At 49.3% G+C, this 18,395-nt stretch carries 14 protein-coding genes, 2 tRNA genes and 1 pseudogene; 6 read left to right on the top strand and 11 right to left on the bottom strand.

Going from position 1 to position 18,395, the window contains the following annotated elements; translation table 11 throughout:
- The 9 genes from NXS97_RS21465 to NXS97_RS21505 all read right to left on the bottom strand — a co-directional run bounded on the left by NXS97_RS21465 (position 1) and on the right by NXS97_RS21505 (position 7,711).
- Complete coding sequence (locus NXS97_RS21465) at positions 1-570, bottom strand: hypothetical protein (protein WP_042677806.1); 570 nt, start codon at positions 568-570, stop codon at positions 1-3.
- A gap of 2 nt (positions 571-572) precedes the next feature.
- Positions 573-1,346 (bottom strand): type III secretion system inner membrane ring lipoprotein SctJ, encoded by a 774-nt coding sequence (gene sctJ, locus NXS97_RS21470; RefSeq protein WP_105077022.1) that lies wholly within the window; start codon positions 1,344-1,346, stop codon positions 573-575.
- Positions 1,347-1,354: 8 nt separating this feature from the next.
- Complete coding sequence (locus NXS97_RS21475; protein ID WP_105076846.1) at positions 1,355-1,735, bottom strand: EscI/YscI/HrpB family type III secretion system inner rod protein; 381 nt, start codon at positions 1,733-1,735, stop codon at positions 1,355-1,357.
- 65 nt (positions 1,736-1,800) lie between these two features.
- Positions 1,801-2,040 carry a hypothetical protein gene (locus NXS97_RS21480; protein ID WP_128574363.1) on the bottom strand — a complete coding sequence of 80 codons (240 nt, stop codon included), beginning with the start codon at positions 2,038-2,040 and terminating at the stop codon, positions 1,801-1,803.
- A 115-nt stretch (positions 2,041-2,155) separates the two neighbouring features.
- Positions 2,156-3,157, bottom strand: a complete 1,002-nt coding sequence (locus tag NXS97_RS21485; protein ID WP_116219967.1) for a sigma 54-interacting transcriptional regulator — start codon at positions 3,155-3,157, stop codon at positions 2,156-2,158.
- 474 nt (positions 3,158-3,631) lie between these two features.
- A complete protein-coding gene (locus NXS97_RS21490) occupies positions 3,632-4,633 on the bottom strand; it encodes a lytic transglycosylase domain-containing protein (protein ID WP_200286893.1) in 1,002 nt (333 codons plus the stop codon).
- Between the two features lie 119 nt (positions 4,634-4,752).
- Positions 4,753-6,036 carry a hypothetical protein gene (locus tag NXS97_RS21495; protein ID WP_042677808.1) on the bottom strand — a complete coding sequence of 428 codons (1,284 nt, stop codon included), beginning with the start codon at positions 6,034-6,036 and terminating at the stop codon, positions 4,753-4,755.
- A gap of 341 nt (positions 6,037-6,377) precedes the next feature.
- Positions 6,378-7,169 carry an AvrPphF family type III effector gene (locus NXS97_RS21500; protein ID WP_116219930.1) on the bottom strand — a complete coding sequence of 264 codons (792 nt, stop codon included), beginning with the start codon at positions 7,167-7,169 and terminating at the stop codon, positions 6,378-6,380.
- A gap of 466 nt (positions 7,170-7,635) precedes the next feature.
- Positions 7,636-7,711: transfer RNA gene (locus NXS97_RS21505), tRNA-Asn, on the bottom strand.
- 290 nt (positions 7,712-8,001) lie between these two features.
- Between NXS97_RS21505 and NXS97_RS21510 the strand changes: the two genes are divergently transcribed.
- Both NXS97_RS21510 and NXS97_RS21515 read left to right on the top strand, forming a co-directional pair.
- On the top strand, positions 8,002-9,801 hold the full coding sequence (locus tag NXS97_RS21510; protein ID WP_116219931.1) for a DNA/RNA non-specific endonuclease: 1,800 nt from the start codon (positions 8,002-8,004) through the stop codon (positions 9,799-9,801).
- A gap of 31 nt (positions 9,802-9,832) precedes the next feature.
- A pseudogene (locus tag NXS97_RS21515) lies at positions 9,833-10,015 on the top strand (2Fe-2S iron-sulfur cluster-binding protein); the annotation flags it as partial.
- A 309-nt stretch (positions 10,016-10,324) separates the two neighbouring features.
- Here the strand turns inward: NXS97_RS21515 and NXS97_RS21520 are convergent.
- Complete coding sequence (locus NXS97_RS21520; protein WP_042677810.1) at positions 10,325-11,869, bottom strand: methyl-accepting chemotaxis protein; 1,545 nt, start codon at positions 11,867-11,869, stop codon at positions 10,325-10,327.
- Positions 11,870-12,667: 798 nt separating this feature from the next.
- Positions 12,668-12,743, bottom strand: a tRNA-Asn gene (locus tag NXS97_RS21525).
- A 503-nt stretch (positions 12,744-13,246) separates the two neighbouring features.
- On the opposite strand from NXS97_RS21525, the gene NXS97_RS21530 reads away from it, so the two are divergent.
- The 4 genes from NXS97_RS21530 to nac all read left to right on the top strand — a co-directional run bounded on the left by NXS97_RS21530 (position 13,247) and on the right by nac (position 18,314).
- Positions 13,247-14,170 (top strand): sugar ABC transporter substrate-binding protein, encoded by a 924-nt coding sequence (locus NXS97_RS21530; RefSeq protein ID WP_013026300.1) that lies wholly within the window; start codon positions 13,247-13,249, stop codon positions 14,168-14,170.
- A 30-nt stretch (positions 14,171-14,200) separates the two neighbouring features.
- Complete coding sequence (locus NXS97_RS21535) at positions 14,201-15,685, top strand: sugar ABC transporter ATP-binding protein (protein ID WP_116219932.1); 1,485 nt, start codon at positions 14,201-14,203, stop codon at positions 15,683-15,685.
- 23 nt (positions 15,686-15,708) lie between these two features.
- Positions 15,709-16,734, top strand: coding sequence for an ABC transporter permease (locus tag NXS97_RS21540; RefSeq protein WP_028715298.1), 1,026 nt, complete (start codon positions 15,709-15,711; stop codon positions 16,732-16,734).
- Between the two features lie 662 nt (positions 16,735-17,396).
- A complete protein-coding gene (gene nac / locus NXS97_RS21545) occupies positions 17,397-18,314 on the top strand; it encodes a nitrogen assimilation transcriptional regulator NAC (protein ID WP_013026297.1) in 918 nt (305 codons plus the stop codon).
- The last annotated feature ends 81 nt before the right edge of the window (positions 18,315-18,395 follow it).

Here is an 18,395-nt window from a genome sequence, read left to right on the forward strand (position 1 = left end):
TCAGTTCCCGTATTGTGGAAGATTCCATAAGGCTGACTCCCACAGTGCGTTTAACCGTCCCGGGTGAATAGATTCATTGGGCGTCATGAGCTCACTTTGCTGAATGTTATGTTTGTCGAAACTAAAACGGAGTCTTGGCCAGTTTTCCATAGAAAGCTCTCTGAGCAGAACTAACGCAGTCGCTTCACCCGAAGTACTGTAATCAGCGCAGAGCCATTTCTCACATCGTAAAGCGCGCGATATACGGCGATAGTTAATTTTTTCGGCCGAACTGAATGTAAACTGGCGCTGATGAGGAAAACACATTTCATGAATGATATGCAATAGCGACGCGCGTTCCTGCGTATTGAGATTGATTATTTTTAAAATTCTCAAATGAACAGGTGGAGGAAGAGAATCAGGAACACCAAAGACATGCGACATTTCACTCGCATGATGCATGCTAATTTGTTTTATTGCTTGTTTCGGCAACTGGAAGACAGCATGGTTTTTCCAGCTATCATCCATATTAACCCACCATCCTTTATGCCACCATTCAACCCAATGATCAATCTCGTGCCCATTTGTCATCGCTATTTTTCCGCAGGTAATTCTGTACGTTTGGTAAGGCGTTTGAGCTTATTGCCGGCTCGAAAGAAAATAAAAATAACAACCAGAATAAGAACGATAAAGCCACTGATACACCACCTAACCGTATTATACTCATCAGGTGTCAGTTGAAATGGGCCGAGTTGAATAATATCGGTATGATCTTCGTATGTGAGTGCGGGAACAAACACGATAGATAAGTCTCGATCAGTTTTACCAGCCAAGCCAGGTATACTGGTTGAAACAAGCTGACGGATTCGCGGCTCAATACTATCGGGATCAAGTGTTGTACGATATTTAATAAAAACAGATGCTGACGCAGGTTGTACGGGCTCACCTGGTGCAATACGTTCGGGGAGTACGACATGAACCCTCGCGGTCACAACACCATCAATTTGCGATAGTGTTGATTCAACTTCCTGAGAAAGTGCATAAATATAACGAGCACGCTCTTCAAGTGGGCTTGAAATCACCCCATTCTTTTGGAAAACTTCGCCAAGGTTCGTTCGTGCTTTATGTGGTAGACCAACTGCATCAAGTATTTTTACACTTCGCTCAATTTCTGATGACTCGATGGAAACTGCAACACCTGTCTTGTCCATCTGCTTGTGAGCATCAATATGATACTGATTAAGTTCCGCAATAATATCGTTTGCATCGGTTTCGCTTAGACCACTGAACAACACCGTTGCGTCATTACACCCTGAAAGGGTAAATAACAGCACGAAAAATGATAATTTTAAGGCGATATTTTTCATCGTCATTATTATTGCAGGTTAGTTAGTTTATCGAGAGTTTGCGTCGCTTTAGAAACAATTTTGGCATTCATCAGACTTTCAATGTAATAGTTTGAGATGGACTCATTAGCTCTGCTCATAGCAAGCATATCAGAAGAACGAGAAGCATTTTTAAGGTCTTTAAATGCCAGGTCGCGTTTATGTTCATTACTAGAAAAGGTTTGTGATAACTCTGAAAAAATTGCCGATGAATGTGATATTGGTTTAATCTTTTTTGCTTCTGACTCGCTGGAATCGACCGCAAGTTGTGATGAAAAATAGTCAACGTCTGATTTTTGCGGTTCTGAGAATGTTGCATTTATTGTCAGGTCAGGGGCAACATTAGTATTCTGTATAGAGGTGACTTTCATTTTTGTCTCCTGACAAACTTATTAGGAAAATTACGGGCTGCAGAAACAGCCCGTAAAGGAATAACTTAGTACTGGACTTTGTTCTGGGTCGCTGCGTTACCTGCTGTAATTGCGTTGTTAGCAATTTGGTTCAGGTTTTGCATTTCAGCACCCATCTGGGCGTTTTTGATACTGTTTGACTGCATTTCAGCCATTACGCCTGTCATGCCTGCTGCATAACCACTACTGCTGGCCATCTGACCTGCACCTGAAGCCGCACCGCCTGCAAAACCACCTGCCATACTTGCTAAACTCGTTGAAGGCATAGCTATATCCTCTTTTAAATTAATAGTTACGTTTTAATGAATACACGACATATTCAACTATTAAGTGGAGGGGGCTTTGTGTTAGTTCCATAATCATATTCAATTTATACAAAGATCATTCGTTACCAATATTTAGCATTTTTATTCTGTGATAAAGTGTACGTCGAGGTATCCCCAATTCATGTACAACGTTGTCAATTTTATTCTCATGACGTTTAAGGCAGTCTGTGATTAGACAACGTTCGATGCGGCGCAAACGATCTTTAAGCAATGTCGCGCCGGGTTCACGTGGGACAGAACTGTTTAAAGGTGAAAGCCCTAATACATAGCGTTCTGCTGCGGCCTTAAGTTCCCGAATATTTCCTGGCCAGGCATGCAATAGAAGCGACTCATCCAGTTCGAGTGAGCGGGCAGGGACGGGTTGGTTTAATCTCTCCGCTGCTTCAAAAGTAAATCGCTGAAATAAAGGAATAATCAGCTCAGCATTTGATCTTAAGGTTGGGGTCTGAATTTTAATTGTTGACAAGCGAAAGTAGAGGTCTCGTCGGAATTTCCCTTGTCCGACAAGTTTAATTAACGGCGTTTGGGATGCCGCAATAACCCGTAACTTTAATTCAATAGGCTGGGTTGAGCCAAGCCTGCATACGCTTCGTGTTTCAAGCACGCGTAGAAGTTTGGCCTGTAAAACCAAAGGCATACTATCAATTTCATCAAGAAAAAGAACACCATCGCCCGATGTTTCAATGTATCCGGGGCGTGAACTTATCGCTCCGGTATAGGCTCCAGAAACCACACCGAAAAGTTCACTTTCTGCAAGATTTTCCGGAATAGCCGCACAATTGACAGGTACCAGGGGCCCTTTAGCGCCTGAAAGTTCATAAATTTTACGCGTTAATGTATCTTTTCCTGTTCCGGTCTCACCTTCCAGAAGCAGGTCAACATCTAAAGGCGCGAGTGTTTCTATCATTTTGTGCAAGCTAGCATGGAAATCTGCTTCACCAGATTCAGTTTGGATGCGCGGAAAACAGGCGTCATTCTGGGCATCAGGGATTGCACACTCCCTGTTTTTTTCAGGAAAATCATATAATTCGTATAGTTTTTCTCGATTTGTAAGCATTTTATTCACCATTCCCCTTGAAATTACATCAGGTAAATCGGCTACCTGAATTAAAAAAATCCCATACTCAAAAAATTAAATTAACGCTTATTTCTTTAATTTAGTTAACTCATATCATTCATTAGCACTTCGTGACGAACTATCAGTTTCCTCTGAACTTACTGTAGGCAATCGCCTTTTATTTGTAGGGATATCCTTACCACGTTTGCTTTTCTTTATTCTTGTTGGGTATTATTGATGAATTTCTATGGGGACACGGCATTAGATCAACATTGCGTAGACAGGACTTAAAATGGAAGGTTGGTGAAGTCATTTTGCAGGATATATACTTAAGTTTCTGACACTAACGATTTAATCGTAAGTGTCGGATGGCTACTGGAGTTTATTTATAGTGGAGATTCCATGTTTATATTTTTTCACGATATGATAATGTAAGGCAGTATCTAAATCATACTGCCTGTAAATTAACTAAAATCACGCAGGGAGAGTACCTGTACCACTTTTGATAATGGCTGCGAAATTCTGAACTTTATTAACGTAAGTTGAATCGCCGGTACCATATTTTGAAATATCACTTAAATTACTTAGGTTCACATTTTCTGGCCCTGAATTGTAAGCACGCAATGCTGCACCATCGTCACCATTAAATTGCGCTTTCATATCTTTCATGTACAACGCTCCTGCCATAATGTTGTCATCAGGGTTGTTGGGATTTGCATCAGACTTAAGGAGATCTGGATATTTTGTTTGCAGATCCTTAAATGTGTTCTCGTTAACTTGCATGAGACCGGCATCAGTCAATCCGTTGCCACCGTTCGTTGATGAGGCATTGATAACGCCTCTTGATTCTTGATAGATCTGGCCTGCCAGCACTGCCGGATCAATGCCTGATGCTTTGGACGCTTTTTCAATGGCACCTTCAAAAGGTTTGAGACTTTCAGGTAGATGCAAACCGGATGATGAGACACCACTATTCTCCCCAACGCCTGATCCTGCTGGTTGAGAAGGAAATGCAGTTCCGCCATTTTCCTCTGAATTCCCTTGTTCAGGCTGATCAACATCTTCAGACTCATCAGTTTTATCTGAGCCATCGATATCATCTGAGCCATTGATATCATCTGAGCCATCAACATCACTCGCACCTCCAGTGGAGGGTGACTGAATACTACCGGTATGGTCATTATTTTTTTGAGAGCTTTGCATAAGTGACTGCATCATCTGCATCATCATTTGCATGAGTTGCATGATGGTTTGAGAAAGCTGTGCAGAGTTATTATTGGCATTGCTAGTGTTATTTGAAGCCTCATTATCTAATGGTGTTCCCGCATTACCACCAAAGTTGATATTTCTGTTATTAATAGGCTCATTACTCTGGGTGGGCGTATTCCTGTTGTTATCCAAATTGAGCGTAATTTCACATGAATTGACATGTAAAGGCAGAGATGGCTGTGCATTGCTACCAGATATAGTATTCATTTTCCTATCCTCTTAATGTATTGACCATATTGTGACCTCATTAGGTCAATTTTAAGTAGGTTAAAAAATAATAAAGTTCCAGGTTCGATGTTATTGTATTCATAAATAAGATTTTTTAATCATCTCTGCATTTTTCCCTGGAATTGTTTCCCTAACCAACTGGCCGCACTTGTTATGGCATTTGGAGTTTCATGAATGGCATGACTCATGTCGTTACCCAATTTCTCGCCCATAATTTCTACGGCCGGAACTGCCGCATAAATTGGTGCTAATCCTAAAGTGTTTACCAGATGACTCATTGCTTGCGTTGAGGCTGAACTGAAATGAGCACTGCCCATGGCGGCCATCACTGCGGATCGGGCCCAACTGACGGCGCCAACGCCACCTGCCATAATCGCGGTTTTTCCCAAGCCACCTGCCGTTGCCAACGCCCGTAATGCTGCAGGCGAGTCGGTTATGACATCCAGTGGAAAAGAGGCGGCTCTTTTTACCCCACTAGTGACACCGTCTTTAAAAGGTGATGTGTTTTTAAGTGCGTTATATTGCTGAGCCCAGTCAACACGTGAAAAAAGATATTCGGGACCAATCCGGTTTTTTTTTAAATTGACTTCATTGTTAGTAACACTCATGAGTCCGCCAGAAACGATACCACCAACGGCAGAAAAATAGCTGTCTACCTGTGCAGCGACTGCCGGGCCTTTCCAGGCTGATACGCCTGAATTTAAGCCAATGCGTAGTGCGTTTCTTAAGCTATAGTACTGAATGGAAAGGCTGTTTTCTGCAGCAAGCGCAGTTTCGGTTGGCAGTTTTTTATGAAATATTGTTTGCATCACGGGTTCAAGTTCATTCTCTTTTGCTTGCATCCAGGTGACGTCCGCAGTCATTCGATTCAGAAGAGAACAGCCAAAAGTATCTGCAAGACTCGCTTGCATACCGGCATTCATGCCAAGAAGTGCAGCATGATGCGCAAACGATGATAGTACAGGAAATGAATCAATCGCCATCGATGAAGCCGCAAACGGAATGGATCTTACCGCACCTCTCAAAAAATGATTAGCTCTGTTTAACCGTATGCCTTTCAGAATTGTTGCTTCAATACTTTCCGGCGTTTCACCCATACTATGCAATTGCTTTGTCCTGGTTAGAATCATTTTATCCAGCGCATCACAATTATCAGCGTCGATATGCTTTTCAAAGATGCGCGATAATCTACTATGTATCGCTTTTTCATTAGGACTGAGTGCGCCTCTTTCCGTTGCGTCGTTAACAGAGCCGGTAGCCACTGATTGCGTCGATTCATTATGCGATATCGTTGTAGGCGTTGCATTCTCAGGCTGGTACTCTACTGCGTCATAATAATGTTCGTTTTGGCCGATTCGTGATGAGTCGGAAGACGTTCTCATAATAATTTCCTCATCTTTTTTTGGCAGGTGGGTAGAATCTAAAAAAGATCCCTTTATTAAAGGTAACGTATTTTGGATGCGTAGTGTCTTTAATTTTTCGCTGTAAAACCATGTTTGAAAATTATTTTTTCGAGTATGGTGTAAATGTTGTTCAAATATGTATAGGGGAGACTATCACTACTGTTATTAATTATGATCGATTCGAATGTTTTAATATATTTTTGCTACAGGTATGTCAGGCCTCACTGTCTGTATTAATAATACATAAGACCGACTTTTACTGGTTTATTCATTGTCACATTGATGTTCTCAGTTTGAGCATACTAATCAATGTAAGCTGATTATTGTACGATTTGTACTGGAACACTCTCACCGTGGGGTAATGTGACAATTAAAGGCGCTGTATCCCGATCCCCTGTTATAGCTGAGCCGACATCAAAATAGACTTTACCACCACGTTGGAGAAAATCCCCTAATTTCATTTTAACAACAATATTATTAGGATTTTGCCGGCCGTACATCGCGGCAAAGGTATGAGCTTGAGAGCCTGCCATTACATTCAGTGTAGGGCCGAGATCACTTGCACGAGCTGGTGCCGGTGAATAGGCTTCAGCCGTTCCTACTCGCGCATCAGCATAAAATCTGCTCGATTGATTCGCTACTAATTTGTCATGACGCACAATTCTTGCCATTGACTCAGGATTCCCTTGTATGCAGCCGTTGCTGACATATCGGCGTTCGGTAGTCCGATAAAGACTGGTATTGGCGTTGAGGTTATGCATATACCTCATCGGATCGTGCTCACTTAAAAAACGTTCTTGTTCATCGGGCGGTAATTGCCTTACATGAGTGAGTTCAGGGGCTGGCGCCCGGTGGCCAGACCGTGATTGCGAGCGCTGGGGCATGCCATGGAGGCTATCAGAACGCGATTGAGTAGGTTGGCGGGTAATGCACATCGCGCTACTTCCGCTGCTGCTCGCGCTCTGAGCAGATAAAGGGTGAGAAGGCGATGGTATGGAATCGTTACCTTGAGAGCGAGAAGGATGCGAAGTAAAACTGGTTTGTAGCCTTGGCATAGCACTGCGCATTTGACTCGTTGAAAAGGCCCCTGAACGCGAAGGAGGACGCTGCATGCTATTGACCTGCGTGTTGCTTTGCCGTGAAGAGGGGCGTTCTGGATAAGCAGAATATTGATAGGGATTTTGTGAACTTCTGGGGATATGTCCTGACACAATAAATCTCCGATAGGATTAATTTTCGTTTTTGTGTCAGCACGTTCAAAAATGTTCCACAGTAGCCATCATGTTATCTTGTTTTGGCAGCGCACCATGAGTCGCACTAGTTACACTGTCAATGCTTATCGTATGCGTGAAGCTAACGGGAAAGCGGCCTTAGCAGAGCTGAATTCCAGAGGGTCAACAACAGGTAACGGTTTTCAGATGGCTGACCTGGAAAAGTCTTAAACTTAAAACCACGATCAGGGTACTGGTCAGTGCATGTCACAATGACAATAACTTTTTCAACTCAGACAGGACAGAACTCAGGAGTAATAATGTTTAAAAGCCCGCTCAGGTTTCCCTGAGCGGGCTTCTTTAAATCTGGCTCCTCTGACTGGACTCGAACCAGTGACATACGGATTAACAGTCCGCCGTTCTACCGACTGAACTACAGAGGAATCGTGCTACAGGGCGCATAGTAATGGAGTCGGCATGCTGAGTCAAAGCGGTTTTACCCGCTTTCGGATCGTTTGCTGAAGGATTCAGCAGCCTGGTTATTTCATCCACAGTTTACCACATGGCAGGGCCGTTCAAATCGTCAGGAAAGGCCAGTTTAAGACGCCGAAACAGTCTTATAGAGACCATGTTTTCTGCAAGTTAGCCACTGTGTCGCAGCGCCGCAATGTGCCGCCTGTTCCGTGATAAACAGCTATGGTTAAAGAGAGCAAACCCAACCATGGAGATGCGAATGAACGAGCAACTGAAAGCGCAGATAGCCTCAAGGCTGGCGATTACGGCCGGGCAACGGCAGCAGACGCGCACTGCGCTCAGCCAGGGCCAGCAGGCGGAACCGGACTCACGACGAGCGCAGCGCTATGCGTTTCAACAGCGGGCCCGCCAGAGCGTCATTATGGGCGCTAATGACTTGCTGCCGGTGTCATTTTTACAGCAGGGGTTACGCGCAGCCCGCGCCGTCGCGCTGGTCAGAGAAGATGGCATACCTAAGGGAAGTGGATTTCTGACCTATGGCAACCTCTTCGTCACGAATCATCACGTGCTGCCTGAAGCCGCCATTTCGGGCCGCATCACGCTGCAGTTCGGTTATCGCCAGGGCGAATCCGGCGAAATTCTTCCAGGACGTCTCTATGCGGTGGATGCCGAGAGTTTCTGGCTTTCCAGCCCAACGGAGGCGTTCGACTGTACGTTAATAGCGCTTGGCGAGGCGCTTAACGACAGCGGTGAGCAACCGCTGCCGCTGGCACTTAACGATCGTAATGATAAACATGCGCTGGGCATCAGCCTCAATCTCATCCATCATCCGGGTGGTGCGCCACAGCAAATCACGCTGCGCAACAATGCCCTGTTAGCACGTCACGAACAGTTTCTGCACTATGAGGCCGACAGTGAAGGCGGCTCGTCAGGTGCACCGGTCTTCAACGACGGCTGGCAGCTGGTGGCCCTTCATCATGGCGCCACAGAAGACAGCGGAAAATGGGTTAACGAAGGCATTCGCATGAGTGCGCTCACCGACTGGCTGAAGGGCGAGTTGCCAGCGCTGTCCCCGCATGGGCAGGCAATCCTGATGCAGGCGCTCACGGCCGATAATGCACCGCTACTGCCTGAGTCCAGTGCCGCCGCGCCAGATGAAAACTACTTTAATCGCGACGGTTTTCAGGCAGACTTTCTGGCGGACAATCCTGTCGATATGGCACAGATTATCGCGCCGCGTGCAGGGGAAGTCGCCCCTCTGCGTGACGGGCGCAACGGCGCTGATGCCAGGCTGAATTACGAGCACTTTTCTCTGCTGATGAATGCCGAACGACGGCTGGCTTTTTTTACCGCCACCAATATCGATGGGGCACGCTATATCAACATTGACCGCGGCAGTGGGCAACCTTCGCTGTTGCCCGAAGGTGACCGCTGGTATGAAGACAGCCGCATCGACAGCCGCTATGTTACTGGTCAGTCGTTTTATAGCGCGTTCAGTCGCTGGTTCGATCGCGGTCATCTCACCCGCCGCAGCGATCCCACCTGGGGCACGGCGGCTGAGGCGGTGCGCGCCAATAAAGACACGTTCCACTTCACTAATTGTTCCCCGCAGCATTTTCGCTTTAACCAGAGCGTACAGTACTGGCAAGGGGTTGAGCGCTATATCCTGGAATATGGTGTGTTGAAGACTAAACAGCAAATTAGTGTACTGACCGGCCCGGTACTGAACGATCAACATCGGCAGTACGGGGATTTGCAGGTCCCGCTGCTGTTCTGGAAGGTCGTTCTGCGCATCGGTCCACAGGGCACGCCGCAGGCCACCGCACTGCTGGTCAGTCAGGATAAGCTGCTGGATGAGCCTCGCCGCGTGTTGCCGCTTTTACAACCGGAAGCGGCGCCGCAGGTGGACGAATACCGCGTGGCGGTTCGTTCACTGGAAACCCTCACCGGGCTTGATTTCAGCGCATTTCGCGACTGGGACAGCTGGCAGCCCGATCCCAGCCTGCTGGCCGAGCCTGTGCAGGCAAAGCTGATTATGACGTGGCCGGAGCTATTGTAAACGCGAAGAAAACGTCACTGGCTGACGCCTCAAGCTGGGGCTGCATATTCCCAAGGCGTGCGGTATGGGCATCTTCGGCACCTGCAAGGTGAAATGCCTGGAAGGGGAAGTGGAGATGAACCACAACGGCGGCATCACCGATGAGGACGTAGAAGAGGGCTATATTTTGTCGTGCTGTAGCATTCCCAAAGGCAATATTGTCGTCGAGTTTTAACCCCATGCAGACGAATGCTTGCGGGGAGCATCCTCTTTTTTCCGACGTTGAGGCGTCAGTGAACAGCGAACCTCATCGAGATTCGCTGTGTAATGCCATTGTAAAAAACAGGCGGGAGCGCGTGAAAGGGGGGCTACTCCGGGTGTGGCGATTGTTGTCATACGTGCGCAACAACGGCAGCAATGCCAGCCTGAACCCTGTGATTTTCTGTGCTGTGGATCAGGGCTTTATTCCTGTGCCGGCACCCGTTGAACCGGGATGCTCTACGAAAACAGAAAATATGCTTCACCATGAACCCACAACCCGTTCTCAGACATGAAACGCCGCTACCATACCGCGCAGCGCCTGCGCCTGTTCAGACAGCGAACGCGAGGCTGAAGACGACTCCTCGACCAGCGCCGCATTGTTCTGGGTCACGCCGTCCATCTGACTCACCGCCACGCTGACCTGTGAAATCCCCTGCATCTGCTCGGAGGACGCCAGAGAGAGGGAGTCCATGGCCTCCGCCAGCTCGCCGACCATCCCGACAATTTTGATGATGCTCTGCCCGGTCGAGGAGGCCACGGCAACGCCGCTTTCCACTTGCTCAACGGCCTGTTCAATCAGGATCTTGATATCGCGGGCCGCCGTGGCGCTGCGCTGCGCCAGCGTGCGCACCTCACCGGCCACCACGGCAAAACCGCGGCCTTCCTCGCCGGCGCGCGCCGCCTCCACCGCGGCGTTCAGGGCCAGGATGTTGGTCTGAAACGCGATGCTTTCAATGACCGATGTAATGTCCCGGACTTTAGCGGCACTGACGGAAATATCCTGCATCGTGCCAGACATCCGCTGCACGTCGGCCTCACCCGAACGGGCCAGGCGGGCCGTATCTCGGGCCGATTCAGCGGTTTGCTGCGCGCCAGCGGTGTTGCTCTTCACCGTGGCGGTCAGCTGCTCCATGCTGGCAGCGGTTTCCTGCAGGGCGGCCGCCTGCTGCTCGGTTCGTGACGACAGCTCGGTGTTGCCCTGGGCGATTTCGTCGGCCGCCAGCGCCACGGAAGTGGAAGCATCCTTTATCTGCGATACCAGGCCGCGCAGCCTGGCCTGCATGCTGTCCAGTGAGGCGAGCAGGCTGCTGGTGTCGTTGCGACGCAGCAGCACGGTGGAGGTGAGGTCCCCGGAAGCGATGGTCGCGGCCAGCGCCTGAGCCTGTGCAGGTTCACCGCCCAGTTGGCGCATCAGCTTCCTGCTGATGACGAGACAAATCAGGGCGCCGGAAATGACGGTTGCAATGATGAGAGCAATAAAGGTTTTGATAACGCGGCTGGCGGACGCGTTACTTTCCACGGCGGTGTTTTCAGCAAAGGCACGCTGCATGTCCGTGAGTTCGTTGAGACTGGAGATAAGGATTTGCTGAGGGGGACGAACAACGTTGGTCAGATAATCTGCGAGGCCATTCAGTTGTCTCTGCCTGCCCATGTTTGCCGCCGTCGCGAGTGTCGTGAGCGCGGCCTGTTCATTCTGCTGTACTTTCCTGAGTAGGCCAATTTCCTGCTGGTTATGGTCGCGTTCGATCATGGATGCAAGCTCAGTGCGTTTCTGGGTATAAACCCCTTTCTGAGTTTCAAAGCGGCCCCACTCATTCTCAATTGCTTTTTGATCAGAGAAGAGCGCCATATTTCTCACCTCAACAAGCATATTTCTCAGCGCCGTACCTGCATCATTAGACAAAGTCACTTTTTTAAGGTTGGTGTTGACGATCTCATCAATATTCTGACGCGTCTCAAGCAGATTGCTGATTGCAACCGCTGAACTGATGACGAAAAGCAGTATCAAAAAAGCAAAGCCAGCAGACAGTCGTGTCGATACCTTCATCATTCTCTCCAGTTATGGTGTTGTCGTACCCATGTTGTTTTCGGCAAAGAACGAGTGAACCTAAGTGTCCTTTTCAGAAACCGCAGAACGACGCTTTTTTGTGACGGAGGGGATATCGGTAGGGGCTGACGCCATAAAAGCCAATATTTTTATATCAACACGTGACTCAAGACTTCTGTTGCCTGTAAACATACCTGACCACGCCAGCGCTATGGGCAGCGCTTCCTTGCCCAATGCTGTCGCGGACAGCGCCACGCTTCACAAACAGAAAGCCTTGGCCGTGTAGACGTTAGCCAAACCGGGCGCAGAACAGCGCGGAAGAACCCAGCTTTCAACAGGATACCTCCTTTTACTGCGCCAGCCTGCGGGTCGGAATCTGAACCGACTTTTCCAGTTCTGTGCGGTTATGCGGGATTGATCTTCTTTTTCAGCCAGTTACGCATAGCGTCGCGCGGATGGCAGGAGGAGTCAGTGACGGGCACCTGATGCAATGCGGGATTCTTTTTGGTCGAGGCGCTCTCGGAGAGGACAGCGGCGTGAACCGTCAGGATGGACAAGCAGAGAAAGACGCTGTGAATCAGTCAGTATAAAAGGCGATCACAAGGGGGGATGCTGGGGCTTTTCACGTACGGCTGGGGAACAGATTTATGACGCTATTATCGAGCGGGAATGACGCCAATCAGATTTGCTGTTTCGCCGAATGCGCAGGTTAACCCCACTACGCATCGGAAAAATTTCTCACGCAGACGTAATAAAACCGGGTTGAAAGGCTTTAAAGCATGCCTGAAAACAAGAATTTGGCTCCTCTGACTGGACTCGAACCAGTGACATACGGATTAACAGTCCGCCGTTCTACCGACTGAACTACAGAGGAATTGTCAGAACGGGGCGAATAGTAGCGGCGCCGGTTAGGGATGTCAAAGCCCTCTTTCATGGTTTGCGTTTAAGTGCTCGTAAAAGCAGCGCATTGGTGAATATCAGACACATTCGCTTGCTTTTCAAACTGCTAACAGGATCTCACTTTAACGCCATTTCTCAGTAGATGTTAGACGCATGTCAAAGTTTTGTTATTTGACGATATCAAAACGCTTGTTTCAGTGCTTTTATGATAAAAATTTCAAAAAAGAAATATATGGAATAAACAAACTGCTTGGCGCCTGAAAGTGGGATGGACGTACCAGCGTCAGGACAATACCGTCAGCATGTTAAGAAAAATCATGCGGATAAGAAAAGCAGTGGTGATTTTAGCAAAAGCATCAACGTAGTCGTCTTACCTCAAATTTTCCATAAAAACGCCGGCGAGGCAGTGTGAATGTAAAAGATATTTTTCATTCGAAACGTAAATCGCTAGCAAGTTAACAAATAAGAAGGGTCCCTATGAACATCAAAAAAACGATTGTTGCCTCACTGTTAGCCTGCATGTTGCCCGCCGCTGCGATGGCGAAAGATATTTCCGTGGGTGTTTCTATGGCGGTTTTCGATGACAACTTTCTGACGATTGTGCGTAACGCTGTACAAAATGAGATGAAAAAAGATGGCGTCAAAGGCCAGATCGAAGATGCCAAAGGCGATGTGGCCCAGCAGCTCCAGCAGGTACAGAACTTTATTGGACAGGGCGTTGACGCCATCATTGTTAACCCCGTCGACACTGACGCCGTAAAACCCATTATCGATCAGGCGTCCAAGGCCGGTGTGGCGTTGGTATTTGTTAACCGTAAACCCCAGGCCCAGCTAGGCGACAAAATGGCGTTTGTGGGCTCTGACTCTGAACTGGCGGGCCGTCTGCAGATGGAAGCCCTGGCGAAGGCGATGAACGGCAAGGGCAACGTTGCCATTTTATTAGGTGATCTGGCTAACGAATCGACCCGCGAACGCACCAAAGGTGTGGAAGCCGTAGTGGCGAAATACCCGAATATTAAAGTGGTGCAAAAGCAGACGGCGAAATTCAGCCGCAACGATGCGGTAGATGTCGTGAGCAACTGGATGACCGCTGGCGATGATATCAATGCCATCGCGTCAAACAATGATGAAATGGCGATTGGTGCCATTCAGGCATTAGGCAAGAACGATAAACACATTCTGGTGGCAGGCGTGGATGGCACACCGGATGCGTTGCAGATGATCAAGAACGGCAAGATGGTGGCCAGCGTATTCCAGGATGCAAAAGGGCAGGGTGAAGGCGCTGTTCAGACCGCAATCAAACTGGCAAACGGTGAAAAAGTGCAGAAGATTGTTGATATCCCATTCCAGCTGATCACCAAAGACAACTACACCAAATATACCAGCATGAACCAAAAATAAACGTCTGAACCCGTAGTACGGAGGTGATGTATGACCGCTTTTGCGCTTGAAGCCGAAGGCATCAGCAAGTTCTTTCCGGGTGTGAAGGCACTGGACAATGTGTCGCTGCGCGTCCGCTCTGGAACGGTACATGCTTTGATGGGTGAAAATGGCGCGGGCAAATCCACTTTAATGAAGTGCCTGATCGGGATTTACCGTCCCGATCAGGGCACCATCAAGATTAAAGGGGAGCCAGTGCAGTTCAGGGACACCATGGATGCGTTACGTTCGGGTGTGTCAATGATCCACCAGGAGCTGAATCTGGTGCCGCACATGACCGTGGCCGAGAATATCTGGCTGGGGCGGGAGCCGATGAAATTTGGTTTTGTCGATCATGCCCGGCTAAATAAAGACACGCAGGCGCTGCTTAACCGGCTCAATATCAAACTGAAAGCCGACCGCATGGTAGGCGAACTGAGCATCGCCTCACAGCAGATGGTGGAAATCGCCAAAGCGGTGTCCTGGGATGCCGACATTGTCATTATGGATGAGCCCACCTCCGCGTTGACGGAAACCGAAGTCGCACATTTATTTACCATCATTCGCGATCTGCGCGAACAGGGTAAAGCCATCGTTTATATCAGTCACAAAATGGATGAGATCTTTTCCATCACGGATGAGATCAGCGTGTTTCGTGACGGCAGTTGGGTGGGCAGCGACAGCACCAGTGCGTTCACGCGCCAGTCTCTGATCACTAAAATGGTCGGGCGTGAGCTGACACAGCTTTTCCCTAAATTCAACAATGCCATCGGGGAAGAGGTGCTGACCGTTCGTCATCTGAGCTGCAAAGACCGCTTCACCGACGTCAGTTTCGGTGTGCGCCGGGGAGAAATTCTCGGTGTGGCAGGCCTGGTCGGAGCCGGGCGCAGCGAAGTGATGGAAAGCCTGTTTGGCATGACGCATTTTGACAGCGGCGAAATTCTGATTGACGGCATCCCGGCGAATATTGACTCACCGTCGGTCGCCATCGAAAAGGGCATGGCATTTTTGACTGAAGATCGTAAAAAGTCAGGATTGTTTTTGGTGTTGTCGGTGCTGGAGAACATGAGCATTGTCAACATGCCGGAATACAGCGGCAAAAGCGGCTTTGTCAGCCATGTCAAAATGGCTCAGGACTGCATGGATCAAATTCGCCGTCTGAATATTAAAACCCCTACCATGGATCAAATCATCAATAACCTGAGCGGCGGCAATCAGCAGAAAGTGCTTATCGCCCGCTGGCTATTGGCTCAACCGAAAATCCTGATCCTGGATGAGCCGACGCGCGGCATTGATGTTGGGGCAAAAGCAGAAATTTATCGTTTGATTAGTGAGCTTGCCAACCGTGGCGTTGCCATCATTATGGTGTCCTCAGAGCTGCCTGAAATTCTGGGCATGAGTGACCGCATCATGGTGATGCATGGTGGGCGCATTACCGGCATCCTCGATAATGAAGAGGCCGATCAGGAAACTATTTTGTCGTTAGCATCCGAATGAGGCGCGAAACCACGATGAGTAATATGAAAGCCACGGCCGCTCAGGCTTCTCAGCAACAACCCTCTTTCCTGGCAAGCCTGCGTCACCGGGTTCCAAAGGATACCGGCATCTTTGTGGTAATGGTGGGGATTGCCTTAATTTTTGAAATTTTTGGCTGGTATGTTCGCGATCAGTCGTTCCTGATGAACACGAACCGCCTGATTTTAATTGTATTGCAGGTCGCTATCATCGGTATCATCGCCGTCGGTGTAACCCAGGTGATCATTACGACCGGTATCGATCTCTCTTCCGGTTCGGTGATTGCGTTGACTGCGGTGGTGGCTGCCAGCCTGGCGCAAACCTCAGATACGCTGACGCCGATGTTTCCATCCCTGGTGAATATGCCTGCGGCCGTGCCGATTGCTGCCGGCATTGGCGTCGGTTTACTGTGCGGGTTGATCAATGGCGTATTGATTACCCGCACCGGCATCCCACCTTTTATTGCCACACTGGGTATGATGGTTTCTGCGCGCGGTCTGGCGCAGTATTACACCCAGGGTAACCCCATCAGTTTTCTGTCCGATGGATTCACCTCTATTGGTCAGGGTGCCATGCCGGTGGTGATTTTTCTGGTTGTGGCGCTGGTGTTTCACGTTGCGCTGAAACATACCCGTTATGGCAAATATGTTTATGCCATTGGCGGCAATATGACGTCGGCCAAAGTGTCCGGCATTAACGTCAACAAATACCTGATTATCGTTTACACCATTGCGGGGGCGCTGTCAGGCCTGGCGGGCGTAGTGCTGGCGGCACGCGTCAGCAGTGGCCAGTCAAGCATGGGCGTGGGCTATGAACTGGATGCGATTGCCGCAGCGGTGATCGGCGGCAGCAGCCTGATGGGTGGTGTGGGCCGTATTACCGGCACGCTGATTGGTGCGGTAATTCTTGGTCTGATTAAAAGCGGATTCACCTTTGTTGGGGTGGATGCCTATATCCAGGACATCATCAAAGGCATCATCATCGTCGCCGCAGTTACCATCGATATGCGACGTAATCGCGCTAAACGCTAAAATACGCTGCCGCCTTTGCGCCGTAGCGGCGTTGGCGCCAGGCGCTTATCCCAGTCACATAGTTTACTATGCTCCTGGGCCTAAGCGCTTGGCGCCGCCTTGCTACAACACACATGCGTTTGCGTATTCGCCTTTCTGACCTTTTTAAAAAAACGTGAGCGTATTGAGCGTTACAGGTGGGAAGACGTTTCGAATCGATCAACCGCTCAGGCAATAAACCTGTTTCTCCTCAGCCAACAGTCTTAGACTTTTACGCAGCCACGCAGCCACGCAGCCACGCAGCCACGCAGCCACGCAGCCACGCAGCCACGCAGCAACCTAGCAACGCATCTCACTCTCTTTCTGCTTTTTCTCCTGCATAACCGGGCCGGACGCTGGCACGTCGATAACCTTTGCTGGCACAGGGCCGACGCTGCACGCTGGTTTGACATGTTTCGCACTATTGAGGTGCAGCTCACCCTGTGTCGCCGCCTGAATGCGGCGGTGCTCCCCGATTTACCTCTTTGGAGGTACAGAGAAATGCTGTTTATTCTGATGCTTAGCAATTATTTCCCGACATGTTTCGCGATCTGAATAAACCTGGTCTGCATATTGCAATTCATCTGTATACAGGCTGGTTGATACGGATCAGCCAGAAACCTTGACGTAGCAACGGAGGCAAGATGAATTTAAGACGGCTGAAATACTTTGTGAAAATCGTCGATATCGGTAGCCTGACGCGGGCAGCAGAAGTGCTGCATATTGCCCAGCCTGCGTTAAGCCAGCAGGTTGCTACGCTTGAAGGTGAGCTGGAGCAGCAGCTTCTGAATCGCACCAAACGCGGCGTAACACCTACGGAAGCCGGAAAATTACTCTACAGCCATGCGCGCGTTATTCTGCGACAGTGTGAGCTGGCACAGTCAGCGGTGATGAATGCCGGTGAAGTGGTGAAAGGGCAGGTTTCCATTGGACTGGCTCCCGGAACGGCCGCCTCCTCGCTGACGATGCCATTGCTGCAAACGGTACGGGAACAGTATCCGGATATCATTGTTTACCTGCATGAAAACAGCAGCAGCGCCCTGAATGAAAACATTATTAGCGGGCAGCTGGATATGGCCGTGCTGTATGACCGTGCGCCGACGGCAGGGATCAACAGTCTACCGCTGCTCAAAGAAGATCTGTATCTGGTCGGCACCACTGCCTGTCCGGGTACCAATGTGGATCTGGCTGAAGTGGCACAGATGAGCCTGTTTTTGCCACGCGATTACAGTGCCGTGCGTCAGCGCGTTGATGAGGCATTTTCACTGCGCCGCCTGAGTGCGCGTATTATTGGTGAAATAGAGTCGCTTTCCACGCTGACCGCCGCGATATCCAGCGGGATGGGCGTCACCGTATTGCCGGAATCCGCCGCCCGGGCGCTGGTGGGTTCCACCCAGGCATGGATGGCGCGTATTACCAGCCCGACGATCAGCCTGCCGTTATCGCTCAACCTTTCACATCGGTTACCTTTATCGCCCCCGGCGCAGGCCGTTAAAAATATCCTGCTGTCGCTGCTGAACAAACCGCTGACGGAAAAACGGGAACTCACCCTGGTCAGTTAGAACGCCTGTCCTGACCCACTTTCTCTGAAGCAGGGCGCGTAGATATCGCGCCGCTGCCCTTTCTGTGACTGTCCATCAGGA

The sequence above is a fragment of the Pantoea sp. B623 genome (assembly GCF_024814475.1).
In the GTDB taxonomy this organism is placed as follows: Bacteria; Pseudomonadota; Gammaproteobacteria; order Enterobacterales; family Enterobacteriaceae; genus Pantoea; species Pantoea ananatis.

What these genes read in the sequence shown, in the direction of transcription:
- NXS97_RS21465 (WP_042677806.1), bottom strand. Translation starts at nt 570, where the DNA reads ATGACAAATGGGCACGAGATTGATCATTGGGTTGAATGGTGGCATAAA.
- sctJ (WP_105077022.1), bottom strand. Translation starts at nt 1,346, where the DNA reads ATGAAAAATATCGCCTTAAAATTATCATTTTTCGTGCTGTTATTTACC.
- NXS97_RS21475 (WP_105076846.1), bottom strand. Translation starts at nt 1,735, where the DNA reads ATGAAAGTCACCTCTATACAGAATACTAATGTTGCCCCTGACCTGACA.
- NXS97_RS21480 (WP_128574363.1), bottom strand. Translation starts at nt 2,040, where the DNA reads ATGCCTTCAACGAGTTTAGCAAGTATGGCAGGTGGTTTTGCAGGCGGT.
- NXS97_RS21485 (WP_116219967.1), bottom strand. Translation starts at nt 3,157, where the DNA reads ATGCTTACAAATCGAGAAAAACTATACGAATTATATGATTTTCCTGAA.
- NXS97_RS21490 (WP_200286893.1), bottom strand. Translation starts at nt 4,633, where the DNA reads ATGAATACTATATCTGGTAGCAATGCACAGCCATCTCTGCCTTTACAT.
- NXS97_RS21495 (WP_042677808.1), bottom strand. Translation starts at nt 6,036, where the DNA reads ATGAGAACGTCTTCCGACTCATCACGAATCGGCCAAAACGAACATTAT.
- NXS97_RS21500 (WP_116219930.1), bottom strand. Translation starts at nt 7,169, where the DNA reads ATGCAGCGTCCTCCTTCGCGTTCAGGGGCCTTTTCAACGAGTCAAATG.
- NXS97_RS21510 (WP_116219931.1), top strand. Translation starts at nt 8,002, where the DNA reads ATGAACGAGCAACTGAAAGCGCAGATAGCCTCAAGGCTGGCGATTACG.
- NXS97_RS21520 (WP_042677810.1), bottom strand. Translation starts at nt 11,869, where the DNA reads ATGAAGGTATCGACACGACTGTCTGCTGGCTTTGCTTTTTTGATACTG.
- NXS97_RS21530 (WP_013026300.1), top strand. Translation starts at nt 13,247, where the DNA reads ATGAACATCAAAAAAACGATTGTTGCCTCACTGTTAGCCTGCATGTTG.
- NXS97_RS21535 (WP_116219932.1), top strand. Translation starts at nt 14,201, where the DNA reads ATGACCGCTTTTGCGCTTGAAGCCGAAGGCATCAGCAAGTTCTTTCCG.
- NXS97_RS21540 (WP_028715298.1), top strand. Translation starts at nt 15,709, where the DNA reads ATGAAAGCCACGGCCGCTCAGGCTTCTCAGCAACAACCCTCTTTCCTG.
- nac (WP_013026297.1), top strand. Translation starts at nt 17,397, where the DNA reads ATGAATTTAAGACGGCTGAAATACTTTGTGAAAATCGTCGATATCGGT.